The organism is Alteriqipengyuania sp., from assembly GCF_964222115.1.
Taxonomy (GTDB): Bacteria; Pseudomonadota; Alphaproteobacteria; order Sphingomonadales; family Sphingomonadaceae; genus Alteriqipengyuania.
The window spans coordinates 1-24,065 of record NZ_CAXQBM010000021.1 but is presented as its reverse complement, the minus strand read 5'-3'; the positions used below and the strand labels follow the sequence as shown (position 1 = coordinate 24,065).

General features: G+C 63.5%; 24 protein-coding genes. 4 read left to right on the top strand and 20 right to left on the bottom strand.

Annotated features, from left to right (window positions below; all coding sequences use genetic code 11):
- The 6 genes from tuf to ACEQXE_RS03540 all read right to left on the bottom strand — a co-directional run.
- A partial coding sequence (gene tuf / locus ACEQXE_RS03565) for an elongation factor Tu (RefSeq protein ID WP_370177570.1) occupies positions 1-884 on the bottom strand: 884 nt, incomplete at its 3' end.
- A 95-nt stretch (positions 885-979) separates the two neighbouring features.
- The gene (gene fusA, locus ACEQXE_RS03560) at positions 980-3,073 is read right to left on the bottom strand and encodes an elongation factor G (protein ID WP_370177569.1); all 2,094 of its coding nucleotides are present in this window, start codon (positions 3,071-3,073) and stop codon (positions 980-982) included.
- Between the two features lie 118 nt (positions 3,074-3,191).
- On the bottom strand, positions 3,192-3,662 hold the full coding sequence (gene rpsG, locus ACEQXE_RS03555) for a 30S ribosomal protein S7 (protein ID WP_370177568.1): 471 nt from the start codon (positions 3,660-3,662) through the stop codon (positions 3,192-3,194).
- A gap of 198 nt (positions 3,663-3,860) precedes the next feature.
- Complete coding sequence (rpsL, locus tag ACEQXE_RS03550; protein WP_007164630.1) at positions 3,861-4,232, bottom strand: 30S ribosomal protein S12; 372 nt, start codon at positions 4,230-4,232, stop codon at positions 3,861-3,863.
- Between the two features lie 453 nt (positions 4,233-4,685).
- On the bottom strand, positions 4,686-5,264 hold the full coding sequence (locus ACEQXE_RS03545) for a hypothetical protein (protein ID WP_372524228.1): 579 nt from the start codon (positions 5,262-5,264) through the stop codon (positions 4,686-4,688).
- Between the two features lie 75 nt (positions 5,265-5,339).
- Positions 5,340-6,692: an AAA family ATPase gene (locus ACEQXE_RS03540; RefSeq protein ID WP_370177566.1), complete on the bottom strand. Its 1,353-nt coding sequence runs from the start codon at positions 6,690-6,692 to the stop codon at positions 5,340-5,342.
- 97 nt (positions 6,693-6,789) lie between these two features.
- Here ACEQXE_RS03540 and ACEQXE_RS03535 point away from each other — a divergent pair, with 97 nt between their 5' ends.
- Positions 6,790-7,539, top strand: a complete 750-nt coding sequence (locus ACEQXE_RS03535) for a hypothetical protein (protein WP_370177565.1) — start codon at positions 6,790-6,792, stop codon at positions 7,537-7,539.
- A gap of 23 nt (positions 7,540-7,562) precedes the next feature.
- On the opposite strand, the gene ACEQXE_RS03530 is transcribed toward ACEQXE_RS03535, so the two are convergent.
- From ACEQXE_RS03530 to ACEQXE_RS03475, 12 genes are all read right to left on the bottom strand, one after another.
- Positions 7,563-8,333 carry a PilZ domain-containing protein gene (locus ACEQXE_RS03530; protein ID WP_370177564.1) on the bottom strand — a complete coding sequence of 257 codons (771 nt, stop codon included), beginning with the start codon at positions 8,331-8,333 and terminating at the stop codon, positions 7,563-7,565.
- A gap of 159 nt (positions 8,334-8,492) precedes the next feature.
- Positions 8,493-9,296 carry a LysR family transcriptional regulator gene (locus ACEQXE_RS03525; RefSeq protein WP_370177563.1) on the bottom strand — a complete coding sequence of 268 codons (804 nt, stop codon included), beginning with the start codon at positions 9,294-9,296 and terminating at the stop codon, positions 8,493-8,495.
- A 165-nt stretch (positions 9,297-9,461) separates the two neighbouring features.
- Positions 9,462-11,135, bottom strand: a complete 1,674-nt coding sequence (locus tag ACEQXE_RS03520; RefSeq protein WP_370177561.1) for a glycoside hydrolase family 43 protein — start codon at positions 11,133-11,135, stop codon at positions 9,462-9,464.
- Positions 11,136-11,368: 233 nt separating this feature from the next.
- A complete protein-coding gene (apaG, locus tag ACEQXE_RS03515; protein WP_370177571.1) occupies positions 11,369-11,767 on the bottom strand; it encodes a Co2+/Mg2+ efflux protein ApaG in 399 nt (132 codons plus the stop codon).
- A gap of 82 nt (positions 11,768-11,849) precedes the next feature.
- Positions 11,850-13,115 carry a Glu/Leu/Phe/Val dehydrogenase gene (locus tag ACEQXE_RS03510; RefSeq protein WP_370177560.1) on the bottom strand — a complete coding sequence of 422 codons (1,266 nt, stop codon included), beginning with the start codon at positions 13,113-13,115 and terminating at the stop codon, positions 11,850-11,852.
- A gap of 111 nt (positions 13,116-13,226) precedes the next feature.
- The gene (locus ACEQXE_RS03505) at positions 13,227-13,589 is read right to left on the bottom strand and encodes a hypothetical protein (RefSeq protein WP_370177559.1); all 363 of its coding nucleotides are present in this window, start codon (positions 13,587-13,589) and stop codon (positions 13,227-13,229) included.
- 53 nt (positions 13,590-13,642) lie between these two features.
- A complete protein-coding gene (locus tag ACEQXE_RS03500) occupies positions 13,643-14,848 on the bottom strand; it encodes a PLP-dependent aspartate aminotransferase family protein (protein ID WP_370177557.1) in 1,206 nt (401 codons plus the stop codon).
- A 59-nt stretch (positions 14,849-14,907) separates the two neighbouring features.
- Positions 14,908-15,504 carry a DNA repair protein RecO gene (locus ACEQXE_RS03495; protein WP_370177556.1) on the bottom strand — a complete coding sequence of 199 codons (597 nt, stop codon included), beginning with the start codon at positions 15,502-15,504 and terminating at the stop codon, positions 14,908-14,910.
- 37 nt (positions 15,505-15,541) lie between these two features.
- Positions 15,542-15,778: a hypothetical protein gene (locus ACEQXE_RS03490; protein ID WP_370177555.1), complete on the bottom strand. Its 237-nt coding sequence runs from the start codon at positions 15,776-15,778 to the stop codon at positions 15,542-15,544.
- A 112-nt stretch (positions 15,779-15,890) separates the two neighbouring features.
- Complete coding sequence (locus ACEQXE_RS03485; RefSeq protein ID WP_370177554.1) at positions 15,891-16,136, bottom strand: accessory factor UbiK family protein; 246 nt, start codon at positions 16,134-16,136, stop codon at positions 15,891-15,893.
- 55 nt (positions 16,137-16,191) lie between these two features.
- A complete protein-coding gene (locus ACEQXE_RS03480; protein WP_370177553.1) occupies positions 16,192-16,746 on the bottom strand; it encodes a TspO/MBR family protein in 555 nt (184 codons plus the stop codon).
- Positions 16,747-16,887: 141 nt separating this feature from the next.
- A complete protein-coding gene (locus ACEQXE_RS03475) occupies positions 16,888-17,625 on the bottom strand; it encodes a TlyA family RNA methyltransferase (RefSeq protein WP_370177551.1) in 738 nt (245 codons plus the stop codon).
- Positions 17,626-17,737: 112 nt separating this feature from the next.
- On the opposite strand from ACEQXE_RS03475, the gene ACEQXE_RS03470 reads away from it, so the two are divergent.
- The 3 genes from ACEQXE_RS03470 (at position 17,738) to ACEQXE_RS03460 (ending at position 20,491) form a co-directional block, all read left to right on the top strand.
- The gene (locus ACEQXE_RS03470; RefSeq protein ID WP_370177549.1) at positions 17,738-18,283 is read left to right on the top strand and encodes a hypothetical protein; all 546 of its coding nucleotides are present in this window, start codon (positions 17,738-17,740) and stop codon (positions 18,281-18,283) included.
- 550 nt (positions 18,284-18,833) lie between these two features.
- A complete protein-coding gene (locus ACEQXE_RS03465) occupies positions 18,834-19,259 on the top strand; it encodes a hypothetical protein (protein WP_372524227.1) in 426 nt (141 codons plus the stop codon).
- A gap of 131 nt (positions 19,260-19,390) precedes the next feature.
- Positions 19,391-20,491 carry a branched-chain amino acid aminotransferase gene (locus ACEQXE_RS03460; RefSeq protein WP_370177546.1) on the top strand — a complete coding sequence of 367 codons (1,101 nt, stop codon included), beginning with the start codon at positions 19,391-19,393 and terminating at the stop codon, positions 20,489-20,491.
- On the opposite strand, the gene ACEQXE_RS03455 is transcribed toward ACEQXE_RS03460, so the two are convergent.
- Together ACEQXE_RS03455 and ACEQXE_RS03450 are read right to left on the bottom strand one after the other, a co-directional pair.
- A complete protein-coding gene (locus tag ACEQXE_RS03455) occupies positions 20,488-23,004 on the bottom strand; it encodes a glycosyl hydrolase 115 family protein (RefSeq protein ID WP_370177545.1) in 2,517 nt (838 codons plus the stop codon). The two genes, ACEQXE_RS03460 and ACEQXE_RS03455, sit on opposite strands and share 4 nt — an antisense overlap.
- A gap of 59 nt (positions 23,005-23,063) precedes the next feature.
- The gene (locus ACEQXE_RS03450; protein ID WP_370177543.1) at positions 23,064-23,954 is read right to left on the bottom strand and encodes a DMT family transporter; all 891 of its coding nucleotides are present in this window, start codon (positions 23,952-23,954) and stop codon (positions 23,064-23,066) included.
- Positions 23,955-24,065: the final 111 nt, after the last annotated feature.

Below are 24,065 nucleotides of genomic sequence, written 5' to 3'. Positions count from 1 at the left end.
AGAACCTGGCCACGCTCCACGTCTTCACGGCCGATGCCGCGGATCAGTGCGCCGATGTTGTCGCCGGCTTCACCGCGATCGAGCAGCTTGCGGAACATTTCGACACCGGTGACGGTGGTCTTCTGCGTGTCCTTGATGCCGACGATTTCGACTTCGTCACCAACGTTCACGACGCCGGTTTCAACGCGGCCGGTGACAACCGTACCACGACCCGAGATCGAGAACACGTCTTCGATCGGCATAAGGAACGGCTTGTCGACCGGGCGATCCGGGGTCGGGATGTAGGTGTCGACGGCTTCCATCAGAGCCTTGATCGAGTTTTCCCCGATTTCTTCGTCACGACCTTCGAGAGCGGCCAGAGCCGAACCCTTGATGATCGGAATGTTGTCGCCGTCGAAGTCGTACGAGCTCAGGAGTTCGCGAACTTCGAGTTCGACGAGCTCGAGGATTTCTTCGTCGTCAACCTGGTCGACCTTGTTCAGGTACACGACCAGCGCGGGCACGCCGACCTGACGCGAAAGCAGGATGTGCTCACGGGTCTGCGGCATGGGGCCGTCGGCTGCGTTCACCACCAGGATCGCGCCGTCCATCTGCGCGGCGCCGGTGATCATGTTCTTCACATAGTCGGCGTGGCCGGGGCAGTCGACGTGCGCATAGTGGCGCGCTTCGGTTTCGTATTCGACGTGAGCCGTCGAGATCGTGATCCCGCGCTCGCGCTCTTCCGGCGCCTTGTCGATGTTTGCGAAATCGACAGCGGCACCGCCGTAGGTTTCTGCCATCACCTTGGTGATCGCCGCGGTCAGCGTGGTCTTGCCATGGTCGACGTGACCGATGGTGCCGATGTTGCAGTGCGGCTTGTTACGCTCGAACTTTTCCTTCGCCATTTTCTCTCAATACCTCTGTCTTAAAATGGGGATTTGTGCGGGGAAAAGGCGGAGCCCGCTCAAAACAGGCGCCGCCCCTAGACCTATCGCTCGCCTTAAGCAAGCTTCTCCTTGACTTCGGCCGCCACGTTGGCGGGCACTTCGTCGTAGTGGCTGAACTGCATCGAGTACTGCGCACGCCCCTGCGTGAACGAACGCAACTCGTTGACATAGCCGAACATGTTGGCCAGCGGCACGAAGGCCTCGACAGCCTGCGCGTTGCCGCGCGTGTCGGTGCCCTGGATCTGGCCACGGCGGCTGTTCAGGTCGCCGATGACATCGCCCAGATAGTCTTCCGGGGTTACGACTTCCACCTTCATCACCGGCTCCAGCAGCTTGATGCCTGCCTTGCTGGCGACTTCGCGCATCGCACCGCGACCGCAGATTTCGAAGGCAATCGCGCTCGAGTCGACGTCGTGGTACGCGCCGTCGATCAGGCGGATGGTGAAGTCAATGATCGGGAAGCCGACCAGGTGCCCGCTATCGGCCTGCTCGCGCAGACCTTTCTCAAGCGCCGGGATATATTCGCGCGGAATGTTGCCGCCCTTGATCTCGTCTTCGAAGATGATGCCCTGGCCGCGTTCACCGGGAGTGACGACAACCTTGGCACGGCCGAACTGGCCCGAACCACCCGACTGCTTCTTATGGGTGTAATCGACCTCGACCTCGCGGGCGAGCGATTCGCGGTAGGCCACCTGCGGCGCGCCGACATTGGCCTCCACCTTGAACTCGCGCTTCATGCGGTCGACGAGGATGTCGAGGTGAAGTTCGCCCATGCCCTTGATGATGGTCTGGCCCGATTCGTGGTCGGTGCTGACGCGGAAGCTGGGATCCTCGGCAGCCAGGCGGTTGAGCGCGACGCCCATCTTCTCCTGGTCGGCCTTGGTCTTAGGTTCCACGCTCAGCTCGATCACGGGCTCGGGGAACTCCATCCGCTCGAGGATGATCGGGTGGGCCGGATCGCACAGCGTATCGCCGGTGGTCGTTTCCTTCAGGCCCGCAATCGCGACGATGTCGCCAGCGAAGCCCTCTTCGATGTCTTCCCGGTTGTTCGAGTGCATCAGCAGCATGCGGCCGATCTTTTCCTTCTTCTCCTTCACGGAGTTGAGGACCGAACCCTTGGACAGCTTGCCCGAATAGATGCGGGTGAAGGTGAGCGAGCCGACGAACGGGTCGTTCATGATCTTGAACGCGAGCGCGGCGAAAGGCTCGTCGTCTGACGACTTGCGCGTGGCTTCCTCGTCGCTGTCGGGCAGCACGCCCTTGATGGCGGGCACGTCCAGCGGCGAAGGCATGTAGTCGACCACCGCGTCGAGCAGTGGCTGAACGCCCTTGTTCTTGAAGGCCGAACCGCACAGCACGGGAACGAAGGCGCGCTCCATGGTGCCCTTGCGGATCAGCTTCTTCAGCGTCGCCGCGTCGGGCTCGTTGCCTTCGAGGTAGGCTTCCATCACGTCATCGTCCTGCTCGACGGCAGTCTCGATGAGCTTTTCGCGATATTCGGCGGCCTTGTCCTTCAGGTCATCGGGGATGTCGACGTAATTGAATTCCGCGCCGAGGCCCTCGGATTCCCACACGATCCCGCGATTGTTCACGAGGTCGACAACGCCCTGCAGGTCGCTTTCCGCGCCGATCGGCAGGTAAAGAACCAGCGGCGTCGCGCCGAGACGTTCGACGATCGAGTTCACGCAGTAGTAGAAGTCGGCGCCGGTGCGGTCGAGCTTGTTGACGAAGCACATCCGCGGAACGCCGTACTTGTCGGCCTGGCGCCATACGGTTTCGGACTGTGGCTCAACGCCGGCAACGCCATCGAACACGGCAACCGCACCGTCGAGCACGCGCAGCGAGCGTTCGACTTCGATGGTGAAGTCGACGTGCCCGGGGGTATCGATGAGGTTGATGCGGTGCTTGGGCCCCTGGCCATCCTCGGCCGACCAGAAGGTGGTCGTCGCGGCGGAGGTGATGGTGATCCCGCGCTCCTGCTCCTGCTCCATCCAGTCCATCGTCGCGGCACCATCGTGCACTTCGCCGATCTTGTAGGACTTGCCGGTGTAATAGAGGATACGCTCGGTCGTGGTGGTCTTGCCGGCATCGATGTGCGCCATGATGCCGATATTGCGATAGCGCTCCAGCGGATAGTCGCGGGCCATTGTCAATTCCTCGAAAGGTCAGAGTGAGGGGGTGTCCTTAAAGGCCGCCCCCATATGGGGTTTTATGTGACCGGATAAAGACGCGCCGCCGCACGGGCCGCGCGCCCTGACCCATGTATTACCAGCGGTAGTGGCTGAACGCGCGGTTCGCATCCGCCATGCGGTGCGTATCTTCGCGCTTCTTGACCGCGTTGCCGCGATTGTTCGCCGCATCCATCAGCTCGCCCGAAAGGCGCGCCGCCATGGTCGTTTCGGGACGACCGCGCGCGGCGGAAATCATCCAGCGGATCGCGAGCGCCTGCGCACGTTCCGGGCGGACTTCGACCGGCACCTGGTAGGTGGCACCGCCGACGCGGCGGCTGCGCACTTCGACCTGCGGCTTCACATTGTCGAGCGCTGCGTGGAACAGCTCGACCGGGTTGGCCTTGGCCTTGGCTTCGACAGTGTCGAGCGCGCCGTAGACGATCTTCTCGGCCACGGCCTTCTTACCGTCCAGCATCAGGTTGTTCATGAACTTGCTCAGCACCAGATCCTTGAACTTGGGATCAGGCAGGATTTCGCGCTTCTCTGGGCGACGACGACGTGACATTCTTCTCAACTCCTCTGGAGTTTCGGGGTCCGGCTCCGGCCCGTCTCCCCCTCCCAACCGCCCGATATGATCACCGGTAGGCTATCGGGTGGTTGGGAGGGGGAGACGGGCTGGCACCGAGGTCAGCACGGATGTGCTGACCGCACCCCACAAAAACTAAACCGCACCACCGGCAACCACGCCGGTGGAACGCGAAACTTACTTCGGCCGCTTGGCGCCGTACTTCGAACGGCTCTGCTTGCGGTCCTTGACGCCCTGCGTGTCGAGCACGCCGCGCAGCACGTGGTAGCGCACACCGGGAAGGTCGCGCACACGCCCGCCGCGGATCAGCACGACCGAGTGCTCCTGCAGGTTGTGGCCTTCGCCCGGGATGTAGCTGATGACTTCGCGCTGGTTCGTCAGGCGGACCTTGGCGACCTTGCGCAGCGCCGAGTTCGGCTTCTTCGGGGTCGTCGTGTAGACGCGCGTGCAGACGCCGCGCTTCTGCGGGTTCTGCTCCATCGCAGGGACCTTGCTCTTGGCCTTCTGCGGCGTGCGGCCCTTGCGGACCAGCTGGTTGATAGTCGGCATTTTAGTCCTTCGTTTTAACTGCCAGACCCTATCAGGACCGTTCGCCCTTCGGAGTCGGAGACGGCGCGTAGCGCCACCGGCTCAGGACAAACGGACTTGAGCGGGACCGTCCATCTGCTGGATGGCTTCGCGCTTGCGATCGAATGGAGGGTATCGGGATCGTGCCGCGCCCCTCGCAAGAGAGGCCGTTCGTCCTGAGCGAAGTCGAAGGGCAACGGCCCTGACGCTCAAGCGAACACTCGCACGAGCCTGAAACGCTCCACCCGAACGCGCCCACGAAGGGCCACCCGGATTACTTTGACGGCTGCCCTGTCTCGAAAAACGAAAGGGCCGACGCAGATGCGACAGCCCCGGGACATGACCGGCAATGTTCAGCTCTATAAGCCGTGGCGAGAGCTAGGCCCTGCCTCGGTTGGGTGCGCGCTTAGTAGGATTTGGGGTGGGGGTCAAGGATCACCTGAAGTAGCCATCCGCATTCAATTGATTGCCTAGCGCATTTTCAAATTGCAAGTAGGAGGCGCATTGACGTAGCCGCGCCAAGTCTTGAATTTGCGCAATGGATGCCAGCAAGCGCGACGGGTCGCTTGGCCGAACGCGCCTTTTGACGTGAGCTATTGCCTGCCGCAGAGTAAGCTTTGGATCAGCAAGCGCTTCCGCTTGCCGAGGCGTCGAAGGCAAACCGAGGTTTCTAAAGTCACCAGCAAAGCCAAGTGACTGACAAACTGCGGAGGCGTCGGTAAGCGCCCACGCCTCCATCTCCTTCTTTGGAAGAATCGGGAAACATCGGTCTACAGGGTACCCACAAAGGTCGGCGGCCGCATTGGCGTATGCCATCGCTCTCGCCGTTGCAGTTGCTTGCTGCGCTCGACCTCCGGTGTCTGCATGAGCAAAGAGGAAATCGAACGCTTCCGAGCCTTCGCATATTTCGCGGGCCACATCTTCGACCGCCTTCCCGCTTCGCCCAAATTTGATCGCTGGGAAATCGGCCACATCGACTCGTCTGCTAGCGTTTTGCAGGATCAGATCATTCAACACACGAGGCAGGAGCGTTCCGAAATAGGTGTCATCGGTCGACCCCTCATATATTGATGCCCAAGCAATAAACACTCAGGCTTGCCCCTGCTTTTTTTTCAGAATTCGTCCGATTTCTGCGCGGGTCAACATACTCCCAGGCTCAAGATCCAATGAATCTTCTTCAACACCAATCCGCATCCTGGTCCGGTGCACCGAGCGGCCATCCTTAGGATTTGAACTGGATACTAAATCTGCAGCAATAATTTCTTTCGGAAGTAGCGAAGTCAGCACAGCTGGCGAATGCGTATTTATTATGATTTGGAATGGGCTTTCGCCCATCTCATATTCTAGCGTCGACTCCCTCAGGATATTTATTAGATCATTAATTCGTCCCTCGTGAACGCCGTTATCAGGCTCCTCAAAACAAAGAATTCCGCTACGGAATGGATCATCAAGAATAGTAAGAAGAGCCAAAAGCCTTAATGTGCCGTCGGATATAAGCCTAGAACTAAATTCCAAACCATCTTCAGTTTCAATTGAAAATGAATACTCCCGGACATTACTTCCAGAATGCACCTTAACTCTTTTTACCGTGCTAATCAAAGATGATAGATCGACAGAAATGTCAGCTATTGCCCCCTCGGGCCGGTCGAGAGTGCCTGTCTCATCTTTAATGTGTGCCAGTACTGATGCAAGGTTCGAGGCATCTGCGCGCAGCTTCTTTTCTTCGAACCTATCGTTGGGCTTTCGCGCTTCTGAAGGGTTGATTTCAAGAAAACTGATTTCGGACAGAACTTCTCGAAGTGCAAAGAGGTGCGGAAACTCGGCGGTATTAATCGTAGAAAGAGCGGTCCGGGTCGCCTCACCTGCCGCAAGCTTCAACGGACGACCTCGTTTCGATGCACCTGTCTCCGTCGGCCCGTCTTGACGTATCTGAATGACCGGCACCTTACCTTCTCTAGACATTTCCATAAAAGGATTTCGACGCGAGGAATAAGAAACTAAGGACTTGTTTATAAAGCCAATATAGTCGTCCTTTTTTGCAATATGCCTGCAAGACTCCTCTTCGACGACAATTCCGGTAGGTACGCGCTGTGCATCAAAGCGCATTGTCAGAGCCAACTCATACCTGAGGCGCTGCGCATTAATTTCGAATCTGGCACCAAATGGGTCAAACCCAAAACGAGGAAGAAGGACTTCGACGGCAAATTTCATGCGAGTGTGCTCGCGAACCGTTGTGATTCTAAACAGCTCTTCAGGCTCGCCACGCATGGATTGCATGGCCGAGTGCACGTCTGTTTGGGCAAGCAATGACAAAAATTTCAGCGCGTCAAACAGATTGGATTTCCCGCTGGCATTTGGACCTACGATTGCGGAAAATGGCCGAAGATTAAGGCTGAAGTTTTCGAAGCTCTTGAAGCCGTCGATCTCGATGCGGGTGATCATTTATCGGGCATAGCTTGAGGGTAGATTTGTGTGAAGTCGCTAAGGATTGGTCAGCATTCTTTCCTACTCCCCCGCATTCTGCAATCTGTCTGCGGCTATGCCCAAGCCGCCCGCCAAGAATATGCCCCAAACCTCCCTCCCCGATGGGGAGGGATCGAGGGAGGGGTTTCTCCCGCCCGAGGGGGTAGACCACCCCCACCCAACCTCCCCCTCAAGGGGGAGGAGCAAAAGGAAGATACCCCGCCAGGCGACCTCCGCCGCCGCTTACACCGGCGCCGAGCCCGAGGCAGATGATCCGCTGCTCGGGTTCGCGCCCTATCTCCACGCGCGCCCGCGCTCCAACTCGATCACGCCCGAGCGGCAGCGGCGGTTTGTCGCCACGCTCGCGGCGACGGGGATCGTCACGCAGGCCGCACGCTCTATCGGCAAATCGATGGAGGCGCTCTACAAGCTGCGCGCCAAGCCGGGGGCGGAAGGGTTTGCCGCCGCGTGGGACGCCGCGCTCGAGCGTGGGATGCAGCGACTGGAGGATTGCGCGCTCGAACGCGCGATTGCCGGCACGCCCACGCCCATCGTCTCGGGCGGCAAGCTGCTCGGCACGTGGGACCAGCCGGACAACAACCTGCTGCGCTTCCTCCTCCAGCATCGCCTGCCGCAGCGCTATGCCGCGCAAGTTCTGCCCGGGCATCCGGTGTACGAAGCGATCAGGGCGGAGGTGCTGGCGGCGCAGCGGCGCGAGGATGCGGCGGAGGAGGCGGCGCTGTTCGCCTCGCTCGAAGCGAAGCTCGCGCTGATCCGTAAGCGCACCGGGGTGGTGCGCGAGGGGGGTGAGGATGGCGGGGATTAGGAAGGCCCCGGCCTCACGCAGCTTTAGAGGAAGCGGCGCAGCGGGATCGGTGCGGCGGGTGCGGGCTCTGCTTCGCGCTCCGCAACCGGCTCGGGCTTGGGTTCGGACTGGGCTTTCGGCTCGTCGGCCGTGCGTGCCATCGCGTGGCCGATCTGGCTCAACGAGGTCGGGCGGGTCAGCACGCGGGCGACCGGGCCGCCCCCTTCGAGCAGCTGCATCAGACGCGCGGGCGCCAGCGGCTTTTCGAAGCGGATGCCGCACACATCGCCCTCATGCCGCACGACGGTGGCGTTGTGCAGCGCCTGTCCGCTGATCTCGATCGTGCACAGCGTGCCGGGCCGGATGCCCTCCAGCCCCTCGACCGCGATGCCCGAGAGGGAAATGTCCGCCATCTGCGCGCGGTGGCCCTTGCAGCCGGACCACACCCGCACGGGCAGGCGCGCGGGCACGCGGGTTGCGCGCGGGCGCGGCACGTCGACCACCTCGGCCGGGCCGGAAAGGTTGGCAACGCCGATCCGGTTGCCGCTGACCCAGGCGACGCGCGCCTCGACCGGGTCGATCCCGTCCCACCAGTAGGTCAGGTGCGTATCGGGCTTGGCGGGCACCAGCGCTTCGAACATGGCGCCGCCGTCGCTCAGGTTGCGCAGGATCGCGGGGCGCGCCTCTCCATCGATCACGACGCAGCAGGTGCGGAAGGTCGCGATCTGGCGCTCGTTCTTGCGGCGATCGTTCGCAGGCGCAACGTCCTGTGCCCCCGTGCCGGGGAACTGTGCGATATTGCTATTCGTCGACATTTCGGATCGGTCGGCTCCGGAAAATCCCTGTAGGCAACAGCGATGGTGCCATTGCTGCCGTAGATTTGCCTAAGCTTCGTTATCATTGCGTAACCGGATGGGGGAGAAAGTGCCCCCTAAGTGCAAATACTTTGCGCCAGTGCAGTGGGGAGCGCGGGCTCAGGTGGTCGAGAGCAGGTATTCGACGAGCGCGCGCACCTTTTTCTGCCGCCACTGGGGTGCGGGGGCGACCAACCAGTAGGCGCGGCGGCACGCGTCCGGCCCCTGCTTCACCTGCACCGTGCCCGCCTCGATCGCGGCGGCGGCCAGCGCATGGGGCAGGCGGGCCGAGCCCATGCCCGCAATTACGCAGGCGAGCGCCTGCCCCGCGCTGCCCACCGCGATGCACGGTTCCTTGTCCGTATCGCGCCCATCTCCCGGCCAGCCGACCGTCCGACCCTGCGCATCCGGTGCGTCGACCGGCGCGATCCGCACCCAGTCCGCGCCGGTAATCTGTTCGCCATGCAGGTCGCCCGGCCCTTCGGTCAGCCAGATCGCGAGGTCGAGATTGGCTTCGGAGAAATCCGCCCGCTCCCGCTCGCGCAGCTGGAAGCGCACGCCGGGGTGCTGCGCCTGGTAATCGGCGAGGCGCGGGGCCAGCCAGCCTTCCAGCATGCCGCGCGGTGCGCCGATGGCGTAGCGGTCCACCGCCTGCCCGGCCTGCATCGCGGCCACGCTTTCCTCGAACCGGAGGAACCCGTCGCGCAGCGAATCGAGCCCTGCCGAGCCTTCCTCGGTCAGTTCGAGCCCCTTGCTGGTCCGGCGGAACAGCACGGTGCCGAGGTGATCCTCCAGCGCGCGGATCTGCTGGCCGACCGCGGCAGGCGTGACCGCCAGCTCGTCCGCCGCCTTGGTGAAGGAGAGATGGCGCGCCGCAGCGTCGTATACGCGCAGGGCGTTGAGGGGCAGGAGCGTGCGCTTCATGGCAGGCAATGCGCTAGCCAGCCGGGGCGCGGGCGGCAAGCCGGGTTACGCCAGCGTCGTGTAAAGGAGCGATCGCGCGGCTCCGGCCACCCCCGGACAATAATGGCCGGACCGGAACGGCGCGCAGGTATGAAACGAAAGCGACAACCGGGTGCCCCGGCCCTGCTACCGTTCCGCGTAGGGGCCGATCATCGCCCCGGTGAACCCACCGGCCTTCGCGGTGGTGAGAGGCGAGGCATCCACATCGCTGGCGATCACGATGCTATCACCGTCGATCAAAAGCACAAAGTCTGCGCGGCCTTCCGTTATCTCGACAAGCAGGCGGTATGATGGTGCCGCCGGGACGACCCGTTGCCCGACGACGATGCCGCGCGGATCGTCCTCGCCCGAACGGCGCCTTACCCGGGCGATCACATCGCCTGCACCATTCCGGCTAAGTCCGAAAGCGAGGTAGTTCTCATCGTTTTGCGCGGCGAGCAATCCCGCCTCCGCGCCGGTTGCAGGAAGGACCGTGAGCGTGCTTTCGATCACCGCATTCTTGTGCGCGATGCGACGGCCGATCCAGCTTGGCTGCACTCTGTCGCCGATCCGCTGGGCGCGGGCGGCCAGTGCAAGGCCATCGCTACCCAGCGCCCACCAGCGCTCGCCCGGGGTGCGTGCCATCAGCCATTGCGGGGCCAGCTCGGCGCCGTCGAACCGATCTTCAACGGTGAAGTTGCCGGTGATCGCCGGGGCTTCCAGCGAGGGGCCTTTCGCGACCAGCGGAACCGGCCGATCCTTCACGACACGGGGCCAGCCATCCACCCAATCGACCGGCAGGAGGAACGTTTCGCGACCGGTGTGGAACCGCCCCGGATCCTGCGGCGGGGTGGTCAGATCGTATGGGCGCACGCCCAAAAACACGATCCACCAGCGACCGTCCGGCCCGCGGACCATATCGCCGTGACCGGTCGACGTAACCGGCCACTGGCGATCGTCCGGCAGGCCGAGCTGGGTCAGGAAGGGGTTGTCGGGATTGGCTTCGTACGGGCCGAACGGACTGTCTGCCCGATAGGCGAGCTGACCGTGGTAATAACCGGTCCCGCCACCCGGCGCAGACAGGATATACTTGCCGTCGATCTTGTAGAGATGCGGCCCTTCGATGTATTCGGTATGCCAGGGTGCCGGGGTCGCACCATCGACCACCATCGTATCCTCGGAAAGCGGTGCGAACGTCTCCGAATCCACCTCCATCACCCACAGGGCCGTGTGATCGGGGGTCTTCTGCACGGCAGGATTTCGGTGATGAACGATATAGGTTCGGCCATCGTCGTCGAAGAAGATCGATGGATCGATCCCCTCGATATGGGGCAACCAGATGGGATCGGACCACGGACCTTCCGGATCGCTCGCGGTTACGACGAAATTGCCGCCGCATGCGACACAGGTGGTGATGATGTAGAACGTGCCGTCGCGATGTTCGATTGCCGGGGCATAGATGCCGTTGTTCCCCAAGTTCACCCCGGTGAAATCGAGCATGTCCGGGCGATCGATCGCATTGCCGATCTGGGTCCAGTTTACCAGATCGCGGCTGTGGTATACCGGCAGTCCCGGATAAAACCCGAACGTGGAGTTGGTGAGGTAGTAATCCTGCCCGACCTGCACGACGCTGGGATCGGGGTGGAAGCCTGCGAGAACCGGGTTGCGATACTGCCCCGAAGCCAGCGGCGTGGCGAATTCCGGATCATTGCCGCTATAGCTGAAATCGGCGAACCGCGCCGTATCGCTTTCGGTCGTGGCCGCAGGTGTCACACAGCCGGACAACGCCAGCGATGCGACTATAATCGCCAGTCTTCTCATGATTCCTCCCCACACAATGGGGGACCATGGAGGCTTCGATGCAGCACTGCAATAAGGGTTGTGAGGGGTAAGGCGCGACCGGACCGGTTCCATCCTGCGCGACGCGCATTGGCAATCGCCATCGGGATCGGTCCTGTCAACAGCGCCAGGTCAGGCAGTGGATGCCCCGTCCGACCCGCAGCTTGCCTTGCGACCAGGCAAAGCGCAGGGGCTGCCGGACAGTCCCTTCTCCCTCAGTGCGCGGTCGCGGGCGCTGCCAGCGGGAAGAAGGGAATGCGGACCTCCAGCGGAGAACCGTCTTCGCGGTGGAAGGTGTAGAACCCCTCCATCGTGCCGAAGGGCGTCGCCAGCGGGCAGCCGGATACGTAATCGTGGCTGCGACCGGGTGCGAGCACGGGTTGTTCGCCCACCACGCCTTCGCCATCCACATGCCGCACGGTCCCTTGCGCATCGGTGATCCGCCAGTGGCGCGTCATCAACTGAAGTCGTTCGCGCGAGGCGTTCTCGATCCGGATGTGGTAAATCCAGAACCACTTGCCCGCCGCAGGATTGCTCTGCTCCGGCAGGAAATTGGCCAGGACCCGCACGGTAACCCCGTCGGTGGTGGCTGCATGATCGAACAGGTTCTTCATCACGATTCGGAAGCGTAATGCGAATCCGGGCAGGAGCAAGGCGTCCAGAGGCGGCTTGCCCACAGGCTGTTGCAATGCTGCCTCAACTCTTGCCGAAATCCGCGCGCGTTCCATGCGCGGAAATCGCCGCGCACAGGCGCCTCAAGGCCACGGCATAGGCGGCAGTGCGCATGTCGGTGTCGCACTCCTGCATCACTTCGCGCACATTGTCCGCGGCATCGCCCATCCGGTCTTCCAGGTAGTCGGCAACGTCTTCCTCGTCCCAGTCGATGCCCTGCCGCCCCTGCACCCATTCGGCATGGCTGACCGTCACCCCGCCCCCATTGGCGAGGATATCGGGCACGACTTCGATCCCGGCATCGGCCAGCGCCTTGTCGGCGGCGGGCAGGATCGGCCGGTTGGCAATCTCGACGATCGCCTTGCAGTTCAGCTGGCGCGCATCGTCGGCATCCGCGATCACGCCGCCCAGCGCGGCAAGCACCAGCACATCGCACTGCGTACCCAGAATATCCGCGGGCTCGTCGCTCGCCTCGCAATCCTCGAACGCCGTGACCTTGCCTTCCTGCGCCTTCACCTCCGCGAGGGATTCGATATCGATCCCGTCCGCATTGGTAATCGTACCCGATGAATCGGCGACCGCGACGATGGAATGCCCCGCGTTTGCCGCTGCTTTCGCGAACCAGCGCCCCACATTGCCGAAGCCCTGTAGCGCAATGGTCAACCCGCCATCCTCGTCCAGCCCGGCAAGGTCGCGCATCGCCTCCAGCGCAATATGCCCACCGCGGCCCGTGGCCGGGGTCCGGCCCGCCATCCCGCCCAGCGCGACGGGTTTACCCGTGAACGCGTGCGGCTGGATCGACCCGGCGATTTCCGAATATTCGCTCACCATCCACGCCATCTCGCGTTCGCCGGTGGCGACATCGGGGGCGGGCACATCGCGGTCGGGGCCGAGGATTTTCGCCATCGCACGCACGTATCCACGCGCCAGCCGTTCCTTCTCCATTGTCGAGAGGTCGTGCGCGTCCACTTCCACACCGCCTTTCCCGCCGCCGAAGGGCAGGCCCATGAGCGCGCATTTCATCGTCATCAGGAAGGCGAGCGTCTCGACCTCGTCCAGGTGCACGCTCTGGTGGAAGCGGATCCCGCCCTTGGTCGGGCCGAGCGAGGAATTGTAGCGGCACCGCCATGCCTTGAGCGGCACGGTCGAGCCGTCGTCGCGGCGCAGGCCGACAGATACGGCCAGCGTTTCGATCGGGTGCTGGAGGTGCGCGACGATCTCGTCGTCGAGCCCGATCAGTTCCGCAGCCCGCTCCATGCGCCCCTGCGCCGCTTCCAGATGTTCGCCCATCGTATGCCTTCGATTGCCTGTACACAGAGACAACGTGAGCCAGCGTGGGCGTTCCGATAGATTGCTGGGGCTCAAACGCGCAGACGCATGCGCAATCATTCCGCCAATGGGCTAGGCTGTAGACGCCGCAGACACCCATCGAGCGACGACCGCAAAGATTCCAAGACCAATCGGCAAGGCTAGAAGCATGTAAAGCAGGCCAGCCAGATTATCTCTTTCATCTTCGATCCGCCCGGTGTCGAGCGCATACGCCCGGGCTTCGTTCTCCATCGCCGCTTGACGCTCGATCTCATCGGCCCAACCGCTCTGGATCATCTCCCAAGTGTTTGTCTGTGGCGGTATTTGCGGGGCATTGACGACGCGGGCTTCAATCTGATTGTTCAGTCCCTGAACCTGAAAATACAGAACGCCGCACCCGATTAGCCAGAGGATCGCAACGATCGAACCCAAGCGGCCCCAGACTGATGTGAACATCAAGATCTCCTGTTCGAACGCGACGGTGCCTGAACCGGGCCGCTGGCCGAAGCCTAAAACCCCGCCGCCTTGAGCGCGCGGTCCATGTCTTCCTTGATATCCTCGATATCTTCCAGGCCGACATTGATGCGCACCAGCCCCTCGGTCACGCCCATCTCGGCGCGCGCCTCCTCGCTCATCCCGGCATGCGTGGTGCTGGCGGGGTGGCAGGCGAGACTGCGCGAATCGCCGATATTATTGGAGAGGTCGACCAGTTCGAGCGCGTCGAGCAGCGCATGCGCCTTTTCCCGGCTCTCGAGATCGAAAGCGAAGATCGGCCCGGTGGCGCGCATCTGTTCGAGCGCGAGCGCATGGCGCGGGTGGCTTGCAAGGCCGGGGTGCAGGATACGCGGCACGCGCGGCTCCATCATCTGGCCCAGCGCCACCGCGTTCTGGCTCTGGCGATGGGCGCGCAAGTCCAGCGTCTCCAGCCCCTTCATCACGACCCACGCGTTGAAGGGCGAAAGGTTGGGCCCGGTATTGCGCTGGAAGGGCAGCAGCACTTCGTCGATCCACTCGCGCGTTCCGCATACTGCGCCCGCGAGCACGCGGCCCTGCCCGTCCATCAGCTTGGTCGCGGAATAGGCGACCACATCCGCGCCGAACTCCATCGGGCGCTGCAACGCACTACTGGCAAAGGCATTGTCGACGACAGTGGTGATCCCGTGCGCCTTCGCCAGAGCGCAGACATGCGCGAGGTCGACGATGTCGAGCGTGGGGTTGGCAGGCGTTTCGAAGAAGAAAACCTTGGTGTTGGGCCGGATCGCGGCTTCCCACGCGTCGTTATCCGCGCTGTCGATCACGGTGGTCTCGATCCCGAAACGCGGCAGCAGGTGATCGACCAGCCAGCGGCACGAACCGAACGCGGCGCGCGCGGCAACGCAGTGGTCGCCGGCGGAAAGCTGGCACAGCAGCGCGGTGGTCATCGCAGCCATCCCGGACGCCTGCACCCGGCACGCCTCGGCCCCCTCCATCAGCGCGATCCGCTCTTCCAGCATCGCGACGGTGGGGTTCTGGAGGCGCGAATAGGTCATTCCCTCGGCATCGCCCGCAAACCGCGCCGCCACCTCCGCCGCATTGTCGTAGGTATAGCCCGAGGTGAGGAACAGCGCCTCGCTCGTCTCGCCATGCTCGCTGCGCCAGGTGCCGCCACGCACCGCCTGCGTTGCGGGGCGCCACCTGGAGGTGACGGAGCGATCTATTCCGGTGGTCTTTTTCATGGTGCCAGCGCTAGTCGGGCGAAGCGGCGCGGGCAAAGACTAATTATGCCGCTCGCCCGTCAGACAATGCGTGAAAGCCTGTCGATCAGCCGGGTGCGCGCTTCCATCGCATCGCCATGCCGGTCCGCCAGCAGGTACCGGTCGAGCGCGGGGCCGAGCGAACGCATTGCCTCGATCGTCTGCAACAGGTCCGCCGGGGCAGGCTTCGCCCCGCCATAGCCCAGTTCGCGCAACAGCAGCGCTTCGTAGGACAGCAGCGCCGGAGCCCAGCCGCGCGCCGAGGGCGCATGACAGATCGCGTCGAGCAGACCGCCAAGCGCGTCGTACAGGCTGGGATAGGGATTGCGCTCCGGCAGCGCGGTCGCGGTGAGCGCGGTGACCCACAGGATCGCGGCGGCGGGCAGTGGCTCGCCCAGCCACGGCGCGCGGCTGGTCACCAGTTCGACCTTGCCGAAGGGCAGCTGGCTGGCCGAGCGCGCGCGGATATCGGCTTCCACCATGTTGCCGGGGATGACCACGGGGCGCAGCCGCCGCCCCTGCCCGCCCGCGACGTAGGCCGCGACGAGCCCCGCCTCTTGCGTGAGCGCGCGCAGGATCACGGCGTTTTCGCCATGCGGGCGCGCGGCAAGGACAATGGCGGGGGCCTTCAGCTGCATCGCAACGTGCTAAGCAGGACGCGAAGCCGTACGCAATCTAACCCGCCATCGATTCCTTCGATGCCTTCACCGCCATGGAGCGCGCGCGGCCCATCGACCAGTTGGCCTGCATCCGTACTTCCGGATTGGGCGCACACCAGATTTCGCCTGTAGCGTCGATGGCGGTCACCCACAGCAGGTTATGCTCCTGCCCATAATCGATGACGGCGAGCGCATAGCCGTCTCCCTTGCCAAGCACGTGCAGCGGGATCGGCGGATCGAGTTGTGTGAACATCGGGCGAAGACCTCTCTTGCGACGATTGAACGCGCAAAAGGGCAGACCGCTCCCGATCCATCATTTCATAAAGTTCAACGCAAAAACGGTGGCTTACCGCCAGCGCGGCGAGCTATTTGCTCTTCGCTTCCAGCGCATCGAGCCGGGCGGAAAGCGCCTCGTTCTCTTCGCGGGCCTTGGCGGCCATCGCCTTCACCGCCTCGAATTCCTCGCGGCTGACGAAATCGAGCCCGCCGACGGTTTCCCTGATCCGCTCGCGTGCGCTTTCCTGCGCCTCGCGCGTCATCCCGGCAAAGGTGCCCGCGGCACCGTTCACCAGTTTCACGAAATCGGCGATCATCGGGTTCTGGCTCTGCATGACCTGCGATGTGGCGTGCGGGCTCCGGTTTGTCCAGAGCCCGTGCGCAAACCAGCTAAACCTCGATCCGCTGCACCGCGCCGGTCGTGTCCGAACCGTCCGCTTCGGGGTTCATCAGCATCAGGTCGTAGTTGAGATAGCCCGCAAAGGCAGTCCACGCGACATACGGGATCAGCAGCAGGGCCGCCATTTTCCGCACGCGGAAGAACAACACGATGGTGATGAGGAGCATCACGTTCAGCGCTACCAGCAGGTAGAACGCATAAGTGATCTCGTGCTGCATGAAGAACAGCGGGCTCCACGCGAGGTTCATCGCGAACTGGACGATGAAGGCCCCGATCGCGAGCCCGCGCCCGGTGGCGCCCCAGGCGGAACAGACCAGCGCGAAGGCGAGGCCCATCATCACGTAGAGGATCGTCCACACGACGCCGAAGACGCTGGGGTCGGGGTAGTAATCCGGCTTTTGCAGCGCATCGAACCACGGGTCGCCCGCGCCCGATCCGGCAAGCTGGCCGGACAGGAAGCCGAGCAGCACGACGGCCGGCACGATAAACAGCGCCCAACGGATAAAGCTGGCGCGCAATTGCGCGCGAGAGGCCAGCGTAGTCATGTATCCTCCAAGGGGGAATCGTCTGCGACAGTCACTGGATGCCGCGATCCGCACCGACAAGCAAGGTTGCAGACCCTATACCGAATTGGCACGCGGGCCGCGCCCTTTCCTAAAGCAAGCTTTTGATAGCCCGGAGATACTTCAGGATCGCGACGCGCTGACCAGGAATTCGACATTGCCCTTCGGACCCGTGATCGGGCTCTCGACGATGCCCTGCACCTGCCAGCCCCCGGTTTCGAGCCATTCGCGCACCTCGTCGCACACGCGTTCATGCAGCGTGGGATCGCGCACGACCCCGCCCTTGCCCACTTCTTCGCGGCCCACTTCGAACTGCGGCTTGATGAGCGAGACGAGGCGGCACTCGGGCGCGGCCAGCTCCAGCGGGCGTTCGAGCACCTTGGCCAGCCCGATAAAACTCGCATCGCACACCACCCAGTCGCAAGCGCGGGTAATGTGACTGCTGGTGAGGATGCGCGCCGATGTCTGCTCCAGTACGGTCACGCGCTCGTCCTGCCGCAGGCTCCACGCGAGCTGATTGGTCCCGCTATCGACCGCGAACACATGGCTGGCCCCTCGTTGGAGCAGCACGTCGGTGAAACCGCCGGTCGAGCTGCCGATATCCATTGCGATAGCGCCGGTGGGATCGAGATCGAATGCATCGAGCGCATGGGCCAGCTTCAGCCCGCCCCGGCTGACCCATGGGTGGTCGCGCCCACGCACGTCGAGCGACGCATCCTCCGCGATCGGCTGGCCGGGCTTGGCGATCTTCGTTTCGCCCGTAAACACCAAGCCCGCCATCACCAGCGCCTGCGCCCGCGCGCGGCTTTCCGCCAGCCCGCGAGCCACGAGCACCTGATCCACGCGCAACTTCTTCGCCATGCGCAGGCCTTAGCCCAAACTTCGCCCGTGTGAAGCATTGCGGGCAATGTGCGTTGAGCGCGCCGCTCGAAAAATATGGACCCGCGCCGCGTCCCCGCGCATTAGAAGGATCATGGCCAGACTTCGCACCCCTTCACGCATCGCACTCGCTGCATCGCTGCTGATCGTGACCTGCTGCCAGACGCCGCAGCCCGCGCCCCCGGCACCCGCGCCCGCTCCGGCGCCGGCACTGGTCTTGAAGCCGGCACCTGCTCCGGTTCCCATCGCGCCCGAGGCCAACTGGATCGACAGGCCGCAGACACCGGGTAATTGGCAATACGGGGATCAGACAGAGGGCGGGATGGCAGTTTTCTCGTCCCCGTCCGGTGCTGGGCTCTTCATGCTCGAATGTAACCGGGTTGAGCAATGGATCGAGCTCTATCGTTCCGGTAATAGCGGTGGCGAGCGTGCTGCGGTTATCAGGACCGAAACCGGTTCAAGAGCGCTACGAATGGAACCGAAGGGTTCGGGTTACTCCGTCTCACTCAACCCGCGCGACCCGCTGCTCGATGCAATGGCGATCACTCGCGGGCGCTTTGCGGTCGAGGTGGAAGGCGAGACACCGCTCTACCTGCCCGCCTGGGCCGAGGTGACCCGCGTGATCGAGGATTGCCGCTAAGGCGTCAGCTTTTCGTCGCCGCTGAAGCGTCAGTTTCGCATCCTCGCTGCGCGGACCGCGAAGCCCTCTCAAACCGATTGCGATGAGGCGCGAATGCTGCCGGTCCGGCACGCCTTTGCTTGCCCGCCAGCCTCATTTCGCGAGCGCACAAGTATGACGGGGAAAAAGATATTTACAAGGCTTGTGCTGGCGAATCAGGTGACTCACAAAGGCACTTGAGAGCGGCGGTGCACGACGCTTCTCGGCCCCCGGTGATACGGTGCGGGTCTTGGCTTACAAGCGCGAAAGGAGGTGATCCGATGTCTCATGGTTCAGCAGAGAGGTCGGCAAGTTTCCGCGCGAGGCACTATCGGTAACGTCGCATTCCGATAGAGGCTTCGTGAGCGGCACTTCCTGGCCGCTGACCATGAAGGGGCGGTCTCTCCGACGGGCAGAGACTGCCCCTTTCATTTGCCAGTCGTGCCGGACGCAAGCATAAAGCGGCGACGGATGGGGAGAATTGACGATGCCGATTTCGGGCTGGGCCGGTGCAGCGCTGTTTGCTTTGACGATGCAAGCACATTCGGGAACCACGAACGGCAAGCTTAACACGGATAGCGACGCGGCCATCGCGACCTGTGTCGATCCATCCATCGGCCAGAACCCGACCGATGCCCAGATGACGGCAATCATCGCCTGCATTTTCAGCGAAACGGCGGCGCAGATGGACGCTGGCTTGCCCTCGAAAATCGATGAAATCACGACGCTGGTCGCTGTCTCCTCTCATGGAACCACATTCAAGTACGTCTATGTACTCGATGTCGAAACGGCAGACGTACGCCAGCAGAACATCGACGCGCTGGAAGCTTCGACGAGGCAGAACGCATGCACCAATGCGAACATGATGCAGACCATGGAAGCAGGCGGTTCGTACTTTTATCGCTGGGTGGACCGGTCGGGCGTGCTGATCACGTCGTTCACTATCGAAGGATGCTGATCGCTCTACCAGCTACAGGCAGCTTATAATTTTCGGATAGTTTATCCGGTAAATTCTGAAATTTTCAGAAAAGCCCCTTGCCCCGATAGGCGCACGCTCATAACCGGCTGGCACACAGGAGAGACCAGCCCATGGCCGATGCGCCGACGATCGATTTCGCCCACCTTCCCCACTCCGCCCCGGTCCCGTCCGAAACGCGCGACCAGGCGCTGGCCGATCCCGGTTTCGGCACGCTGTTCACCGATCACATGGTGACCATTGCGTATGACGCTGATGCGGGTGGGTGGCACGATGCGAAACTGTGCGCGCGCGAGCCGATCGCGCTCGATCCGGCGGCCGCCGTGCTGCATTACGCACAGGAAATCTTCGAAGGGATGAAAGCCTACCGGTGGGACGATGGCTCGGCCGCGCTGTTCCGCCCGGAGGAGAACGCGCGCCGCCTCAACGATAGCGCCCGGCGCATGGCGATGCCCGAACTGCCCGAGGAGCTGTTCATCGAAAGCATCCGGCGACTGGTGGCGCAGGACCGCGCGTGGATGCCTTCGGTCGAGGGCGGATCGCTGTACCTGCGGCCCTTCATGTTCGCGACCGAGGCGTTCCTGGGCGTGCGCCCGGCCAAGCAGTATCTCTACTGCCTGATCGCCTCGCCGGTCGGCAGCTATTTCAAATCGGGCGTGAAGCCGGTGGACGTGTGGGTCAGCCGCGATCACACCCGTGCCGCACCCGGCGGCACCGGCGCGGCCAAGACGGGCGGCAATTATGCCGCCAGCCTCGTGCCCCTGGCCGAAGGGACCGCCCACGGATGCCAGCAGACGGTGTTCCTCGATGCGTTGGAGAAGAAATATATCGAGGAACTGGGCGGCATGAACCTGTTCTTCGCCTTTGGCGACGGATCGGTCGTCACCCCGCCGCTCACCGGCACGATCCTGCCCGGGATCACGCGCGCCAGCCTGATCCAGATGCTGCGCGACGAAGGCTTGCAGGTGCGCGAGGAGCCGTACTCCATCGACCAGTGGCACGCCGATGCCGAGAAGGGCGACCTGATCGAGACCTTCGCCTGCGGCACGGCGGCGGTCGTGACCCCGGTGGGCAGCGTCAACGGGCCGGACGGCACCTTCACCATCGGCAGCGGGGGAACGGGACAGCTGACGCAGAAGATGCGCGACCGGCTGGTCGGGATCCAGATGGGCACCGCGCCCGATCCGCATAACTGGGTGATGAAACTGGACTAGTTGGCAATCGGCGCCGGTTCGTAGCGAACATGGTCGATCACGACATTGTCGTCGATCCGGTAAAGCTTGAGACGATGCTTGCCTCGCGCCAGATCGGACGTAACCGTTTCCAGCCGCACGAGATTGTCGATCACCGCCTGCGCCCAGGCGCGCTTTTCGGGCGTGTCCTGTTCCGTGCCCGTCGCCTCGAGATCGAAGGTCAGGATTTCGACCGGTCCATCATCCACCTGCACACCGATCCGCATGGGCTCGCTCCCCAACGTGTTGAGCGTGGGCGATAGCGCGACCTCGATCCGGTAGGCTCCCGCGATCACCGCTTCGATGGCGAACTCGGCAACGATGGCATCCGTCGCCGATGTCGGCGGAACGCCCTGCGGCAGGGACACCAACGCGCTGCCATGTCTGCCCAGCGATGGGACGAGCCGCCAGGACAAGGCTTGGTGATCGGACCGGGTTGCCGCCTCGCTCGCGGGCACGACTTTGCCCAGCCGCGGCGGCGGGATGATCGCAACGGGCCGTGCGTCGTCACCCACCCGGGTGACTTCGGGCATGATGTCGGTGTCCGGGTCGTCCCACGATGTGTAGCCGAACTTCGTCTGGCTCATCATGTGGTTCCATTTGCCGCCGGATATCCCGTGATAGATGTCGGTCAACATCGCATCGAACGCGAATGCCCGTTCCACATCTTCGGCTGCAGCATTTGCACCGGTCGAATTGGCGGCAGCCTGTCGACGATTGCGCGCAACCGCATCGTGCAGCCGGTAAAGGTTGTTCATCGCGAGCACTCGATGGAGCACCAGCTGGCCGAATGCAGCGCGATGCGATTGCGGTAAGCCTTTGGCCACGCTCGTCGTGCGCTGTTCCAGCGCCTGCCATTCCCGCACTGCCACGCTCATCTCGGCAGAAGGAAGCGCCTCGGCATCGACAAGTTCCGGCTTCCGGCGCGCAGCGAGACGGGCGTATTCTTCCAGAATTGAACCGATCTCAGCCCCCAATTCATCCCCGAATTGCTGGCGCGCCCAGCCTTCGCTCCAACCGCCAAGCGCTTCCGGCGTCATCGCGGGCGGGTTCCACGCCATGTCGAGGAAGAAATCGAGCGGTGCCTCGGTGGGCTTGATATCGCCGACATTGACGATCCACAGGTCGCGCGCGCCGCGTTGCCAGGCGAGGTCCATTTGCTGCCAGGTCTTGCCGTTCTGGATCGTGTCGAGCCACTTATAGCTGCGCGGCACCCCTACATAATCGAAGTGGTAGTAGACGCCGTAGCCACCCTTGCGGGGTGCAGCCTCGGGATCGGGCAGGCGGCGTATTTGGCCCCAGTTGTCGTCCGCAAACAGCAGGGTGACATCGTCGGGCACCTCCATCCCCTGGTCGTAATAGTCCTGCACTTCCTTGTAGAGCGCCCAGACTTGCGGCGTTTCCTCCGCCGGGGCGCCGGTCGCCTCCGCGATGATCGCGCGCTGGTCCGCCACCACCTGCTCCAGCAGCGGAATCGCAGTATCCTCGCTCATCGCTTCGTCGCCGTCGCCGCGCATGCCGATGGTCACCACGCCGTCGGCACCGCTTGCGACGAAGCGTTCCATCCCGTCGCGCCAGAATTGCCGCAGCACTTCGCCGTTATCGCCGTAGTTCCACGCGCCCGATGCGGTGCCCGCCTCCTTCGCGCGCTCCCATTCGACATGCGCGCGGGTCAGCGGTTCGTGGTGGCTGGTGCCCAGCACCACGCCCATGTCTGCAGCGAGGGCGAGCGAGGCAGGATCGTCCTCGGCGATGCTCTTCCCCCACATCGCAGGCCAGATGTAATTGCCCTTGAGGCGGAGCAGCAGGTCGAACACCCGCTCGTAGGCGGCAGAGTTGATCCCGCCGAACTGCTCGCGCGCCCAGTTGCCGAAGGCGGGCTCCTCGTCATTGATGAAGAACCCGCGATAGCGCACCTGCGGCGCATCGCTGCGTTCGCCAGTTGTCAGGAACAGGTTCTCGCGCTGTACGGTCGGGACATCGGCCCACCAGTGCCACGGCGACACGCCCATGCGTTCGGACAGGTCGTACACGCCGTAAATCACCCCGCGCGGATCGGAGCCGGAGATCGCGAGCACCGGCGGAGCCTCTGCACGCTGCAAAGGCAGCATGATCTGGCGATAGGCTTCCCACCTCCCGGCAAAGTCCGTATCACCGTGGCCGCGCGCCCGCAGCGCATCGTTGAGCGCACCGGCCGTGCCCGCCTCGCCGATCCAGATGGTGGGCTGATTTTCGGCTGCGGAGATGCTGTCCGCCAGCCGCGCGCTGCCACCGATCCGCTCAATATCCGCGACGAGAGCTTCCGCCGCGCGCCGCACCGGCGCGCCTTCGGAAGGGTCGACCACGACCACCACTTCGCCCCCGCCAACGATCTGGAGGCTGCTGCTTGCTCCCCGTTCGCACGGCGCAACCGGTGTATCGCAGGCACGAGCGGGAGATGTTAGCGCTACCAGTGATAGGGCGAGTGCGACGAGGGCATAGCGTGTAAACTGCATGCCCGGATGCTAACGCAGCGTCTTTGCGTGGTAAATCGCTAATCCGGTATCAGGCCTGCCTACATCCGAGGCCGGACGAGGAAGCGCTTGGTGAAGGTCTCGCTCGGGCGGATCACGATGATCGCAACGCCGGCCAGCGCGATGCCCGCCCCCACCAGCAGCCGCCACCCGATCTCGTCATTGGTCAGCCATGCGCCGAGTCCGATCGTCATCAGCGGGTGCAGCAAGGTCAGCGGCACGACCATGTTCGCCTCGAACTTCTTGAACAGTACGAAATAGGTGCCCGTCGCGCCGATGGAGACCACGATGGCGGCGAAGAACAGGCACCCGGCCAGCGCCCAGGGCGATGCCATCACCGCGGCGACCTGCCCCTGCTCGACGAGGAAGGACAGCGGCAGGAGCACGCCAGTCGATGCCACCGCGGCCCATGCCTGCAGCGTCATCCCGTCCATTTCCAGCCGCTTGACGAACACTGCGCCCAGCGCGCCGACCAGTGCCGATACCAGCACCAGCAGCGCACCCCCGCTGGCGGCCATGGCCCCTTTGGACATGATCGCGATCAGCACCCCGCCGAATGCCAGCGCCATGCCCAGCGCGCGCCGCCAGCGTACCGTCTCGCCCAGGAACAGGATCGCGAACAGCACGGTCATCGGCGCACCGACCAGCCCGACGGCGCCGGCGGTCGCCGGGTCGGCCGTCTGCAGGCCCATGAACAGCAGCGCAAAAGAACCGCCGCTTATCGCGAGCCCGATGACCAGCACTTGCGGCAGTTTCGCCGGTACCGCGCGCAGCAGCAGGGGCATGAGCGCCAGCACCACGATGGCGGAGCGCAATGCGGCGAAGAAGATCGGTGGCACCGCCAGATCGTCGACCGCGACCTTGCCGACGATGACATTCAATGCCCATGCGATATTGCACGCGATCAGGACGAGGATCGACCAGGCAGGCACGGATCAGGCGTCCTCCGCCGGAACGTTCGCCTCCAGCTCGGCCAGCCATACATCGGCCACCGCATCGCTCGGCGCACGCCAGTCGCCGCGCGGGCTCAGCGCGCCGCCCAT

What these genes read in the sequence shown, in the direction of transcription:
- ACEQXE_RS03505 (WP_370177559.1), bottom strand. Translation starts at nt 13,589, where the DNA reads ATGTTCACATCAGTCTGGGGCCGCTTGGGTTCGATCGTTGCGATCCTC.
- ACEQXE_RS03535 (WP_370177565.1), top strand. Translation starts at nt 6,790, where the DNA reads ATGCCCAAGCCGCCCGCCAAGAATATGCCCCAAACCTCCCTCCCCGAT.
- ACEQXE_RS03465 (WP_372524227.1), top strand. Translation starts at nt 18,834, where the DNA reads ATGCAAGCACATTCGGGAACCACGAACGGCAAGCTTAACACGGATAGC.
- ACEQXE_RS03455 (WP_370177545.1), bottom strand. Translation starts at nt 23,004, where the DNA reads ATGCAGTTTACACGCTATGCCCTCGTCGCACTCGCCCTATCACTGGTA.
- ACEQXE_RS03480 (WP_370177553.1), bottom strand. Translation starts at nt 16,746, where the DNA reads ATGACTACGCTGGCCTCTCGCGCGCAATTGCGCGCCAGCTTTATCCGT.
- apaG (WP_370177571.1), bottom strand. Translation starts at nt 11,767, where the DNA reads ATGAAGAACCTGTTCGATCATGCAGCCACCACCGACGGGGTTACCGTG.
- rpsG (WP_370177568.1), bottom strand. Translation starts at nt 3,662, where the DNA reads ATGTCACGTCGTCGTCGCCCAGAGAAGCGCGAAATCCTGCCTGATCCC.
- ACEQXE_RS03490 (WP_370177555.1), bottom strand. Translation starts at nt 15,778, where the DNA reads ATGTTCACACAACTCGATCCGCCGATCCCGCTGCACGTGCTTGGCAAG.
- fusA (WP_370177569.1), bottom strand. Translation starts at nt 3,073, where the DNA reads ATGGCCCGCGACTATCCGCTGGAGCGCTATCGCAATATCGGCATCATG.
- ACEQXE_RS03470 (WP_370177549.1), top strand. Translation starts at nt 17,738, where the DNA reads ATGGCCAGACTTCGCACCCCTTCACGCATCGCACTCGCTGCATCGCTG.
- ACEQXE_RS03525 (WP_370177563.1), bottom strand. Translation starts at nt 9,296, where the DNA reads ATGAAGCGCACGCTCCTGCCCCTCAACGCCCTGCGCGTATACGACGCT.
- ACEQXE_RS03475 (WP_370177551.1), bottom strand. Translation starts at nt 17,625, where the DNA reads ATGGCGAAGAAGTTGCGCGTGGATCAGGTGCTCGTGGCTCGCGGGCTG.
- ACEQXE_RS03485 (WP_370177554.1), bottom strand. Translation starts at nt 16,136, where the DNA reads ATGCAGAGCCAGAACCCGATGATCGCCGATTTCGTGAAACTGGTGAAC.
- ACEQXE_RS03540 (WP_370177566.1), bottom strand. Translation starts at nt 6,692, where the DNA reads ATGATCACCCGCATCGAGATCGACGGCTTCAAGAGCTTCGAAAACTTC.
- ACEQXE_RS03460 (WP_370177546.1), top strand. Translation starts at nt 19,391, where the DNA reads ATGGCCGATGCGCCGACGATCGATTTCGCCCACCTTCCCCACTCCGCC.
- ACEQXE_RS03520 (WP_370177561.1), bottom strand. Translation starts at nt 11,135, where the DNA reads ATGAGAAGACTGGCGATTATAGTCGCATCGCTGGCGTTGTCCGGCTGT.
- rpsL (WP_007164630.1), bottom strand. Translation starts at nt 4,232, where the DNA reads ATGCCGACTATCAACCAGCTGGTCCGCAAGGGCCGCACGCCGCAGAAG.
- ACEQXE_RS03495 (WP_370177556.1), bottom strand. Translation starts at nt 15,504, where the DNA reads ATGCAGCTGAAGGCCCCCGCCATTGTCCTTGCCGCGCGCCCGCATGGC.
- ACEQXE_RS03500 (WP_370177557.1), bottom strand. Translation starts at nt 14,848, where the DNA reads ATGAAAAAGACCACCGGAATAGATCGCTCCGTCACCTCCAGGTGGCGC.
- ACEQXE_RS03510 (WP_370177560.1), bottom strand. Translation starts at nt 13,115, where the DNA reads ATGGGCGAACATCTGGAAGCGGCGCAGGGGCGCATGGAGCGGGCTGCG.
- ACEQXE_RS03530 (WP_370177564.1), bottom strand. Translation starts at nt 8,333, where the DNA reads ATGTCGACGAATAGCAATATCGCACAGTTCCCCGGCACGGGGGCACAG.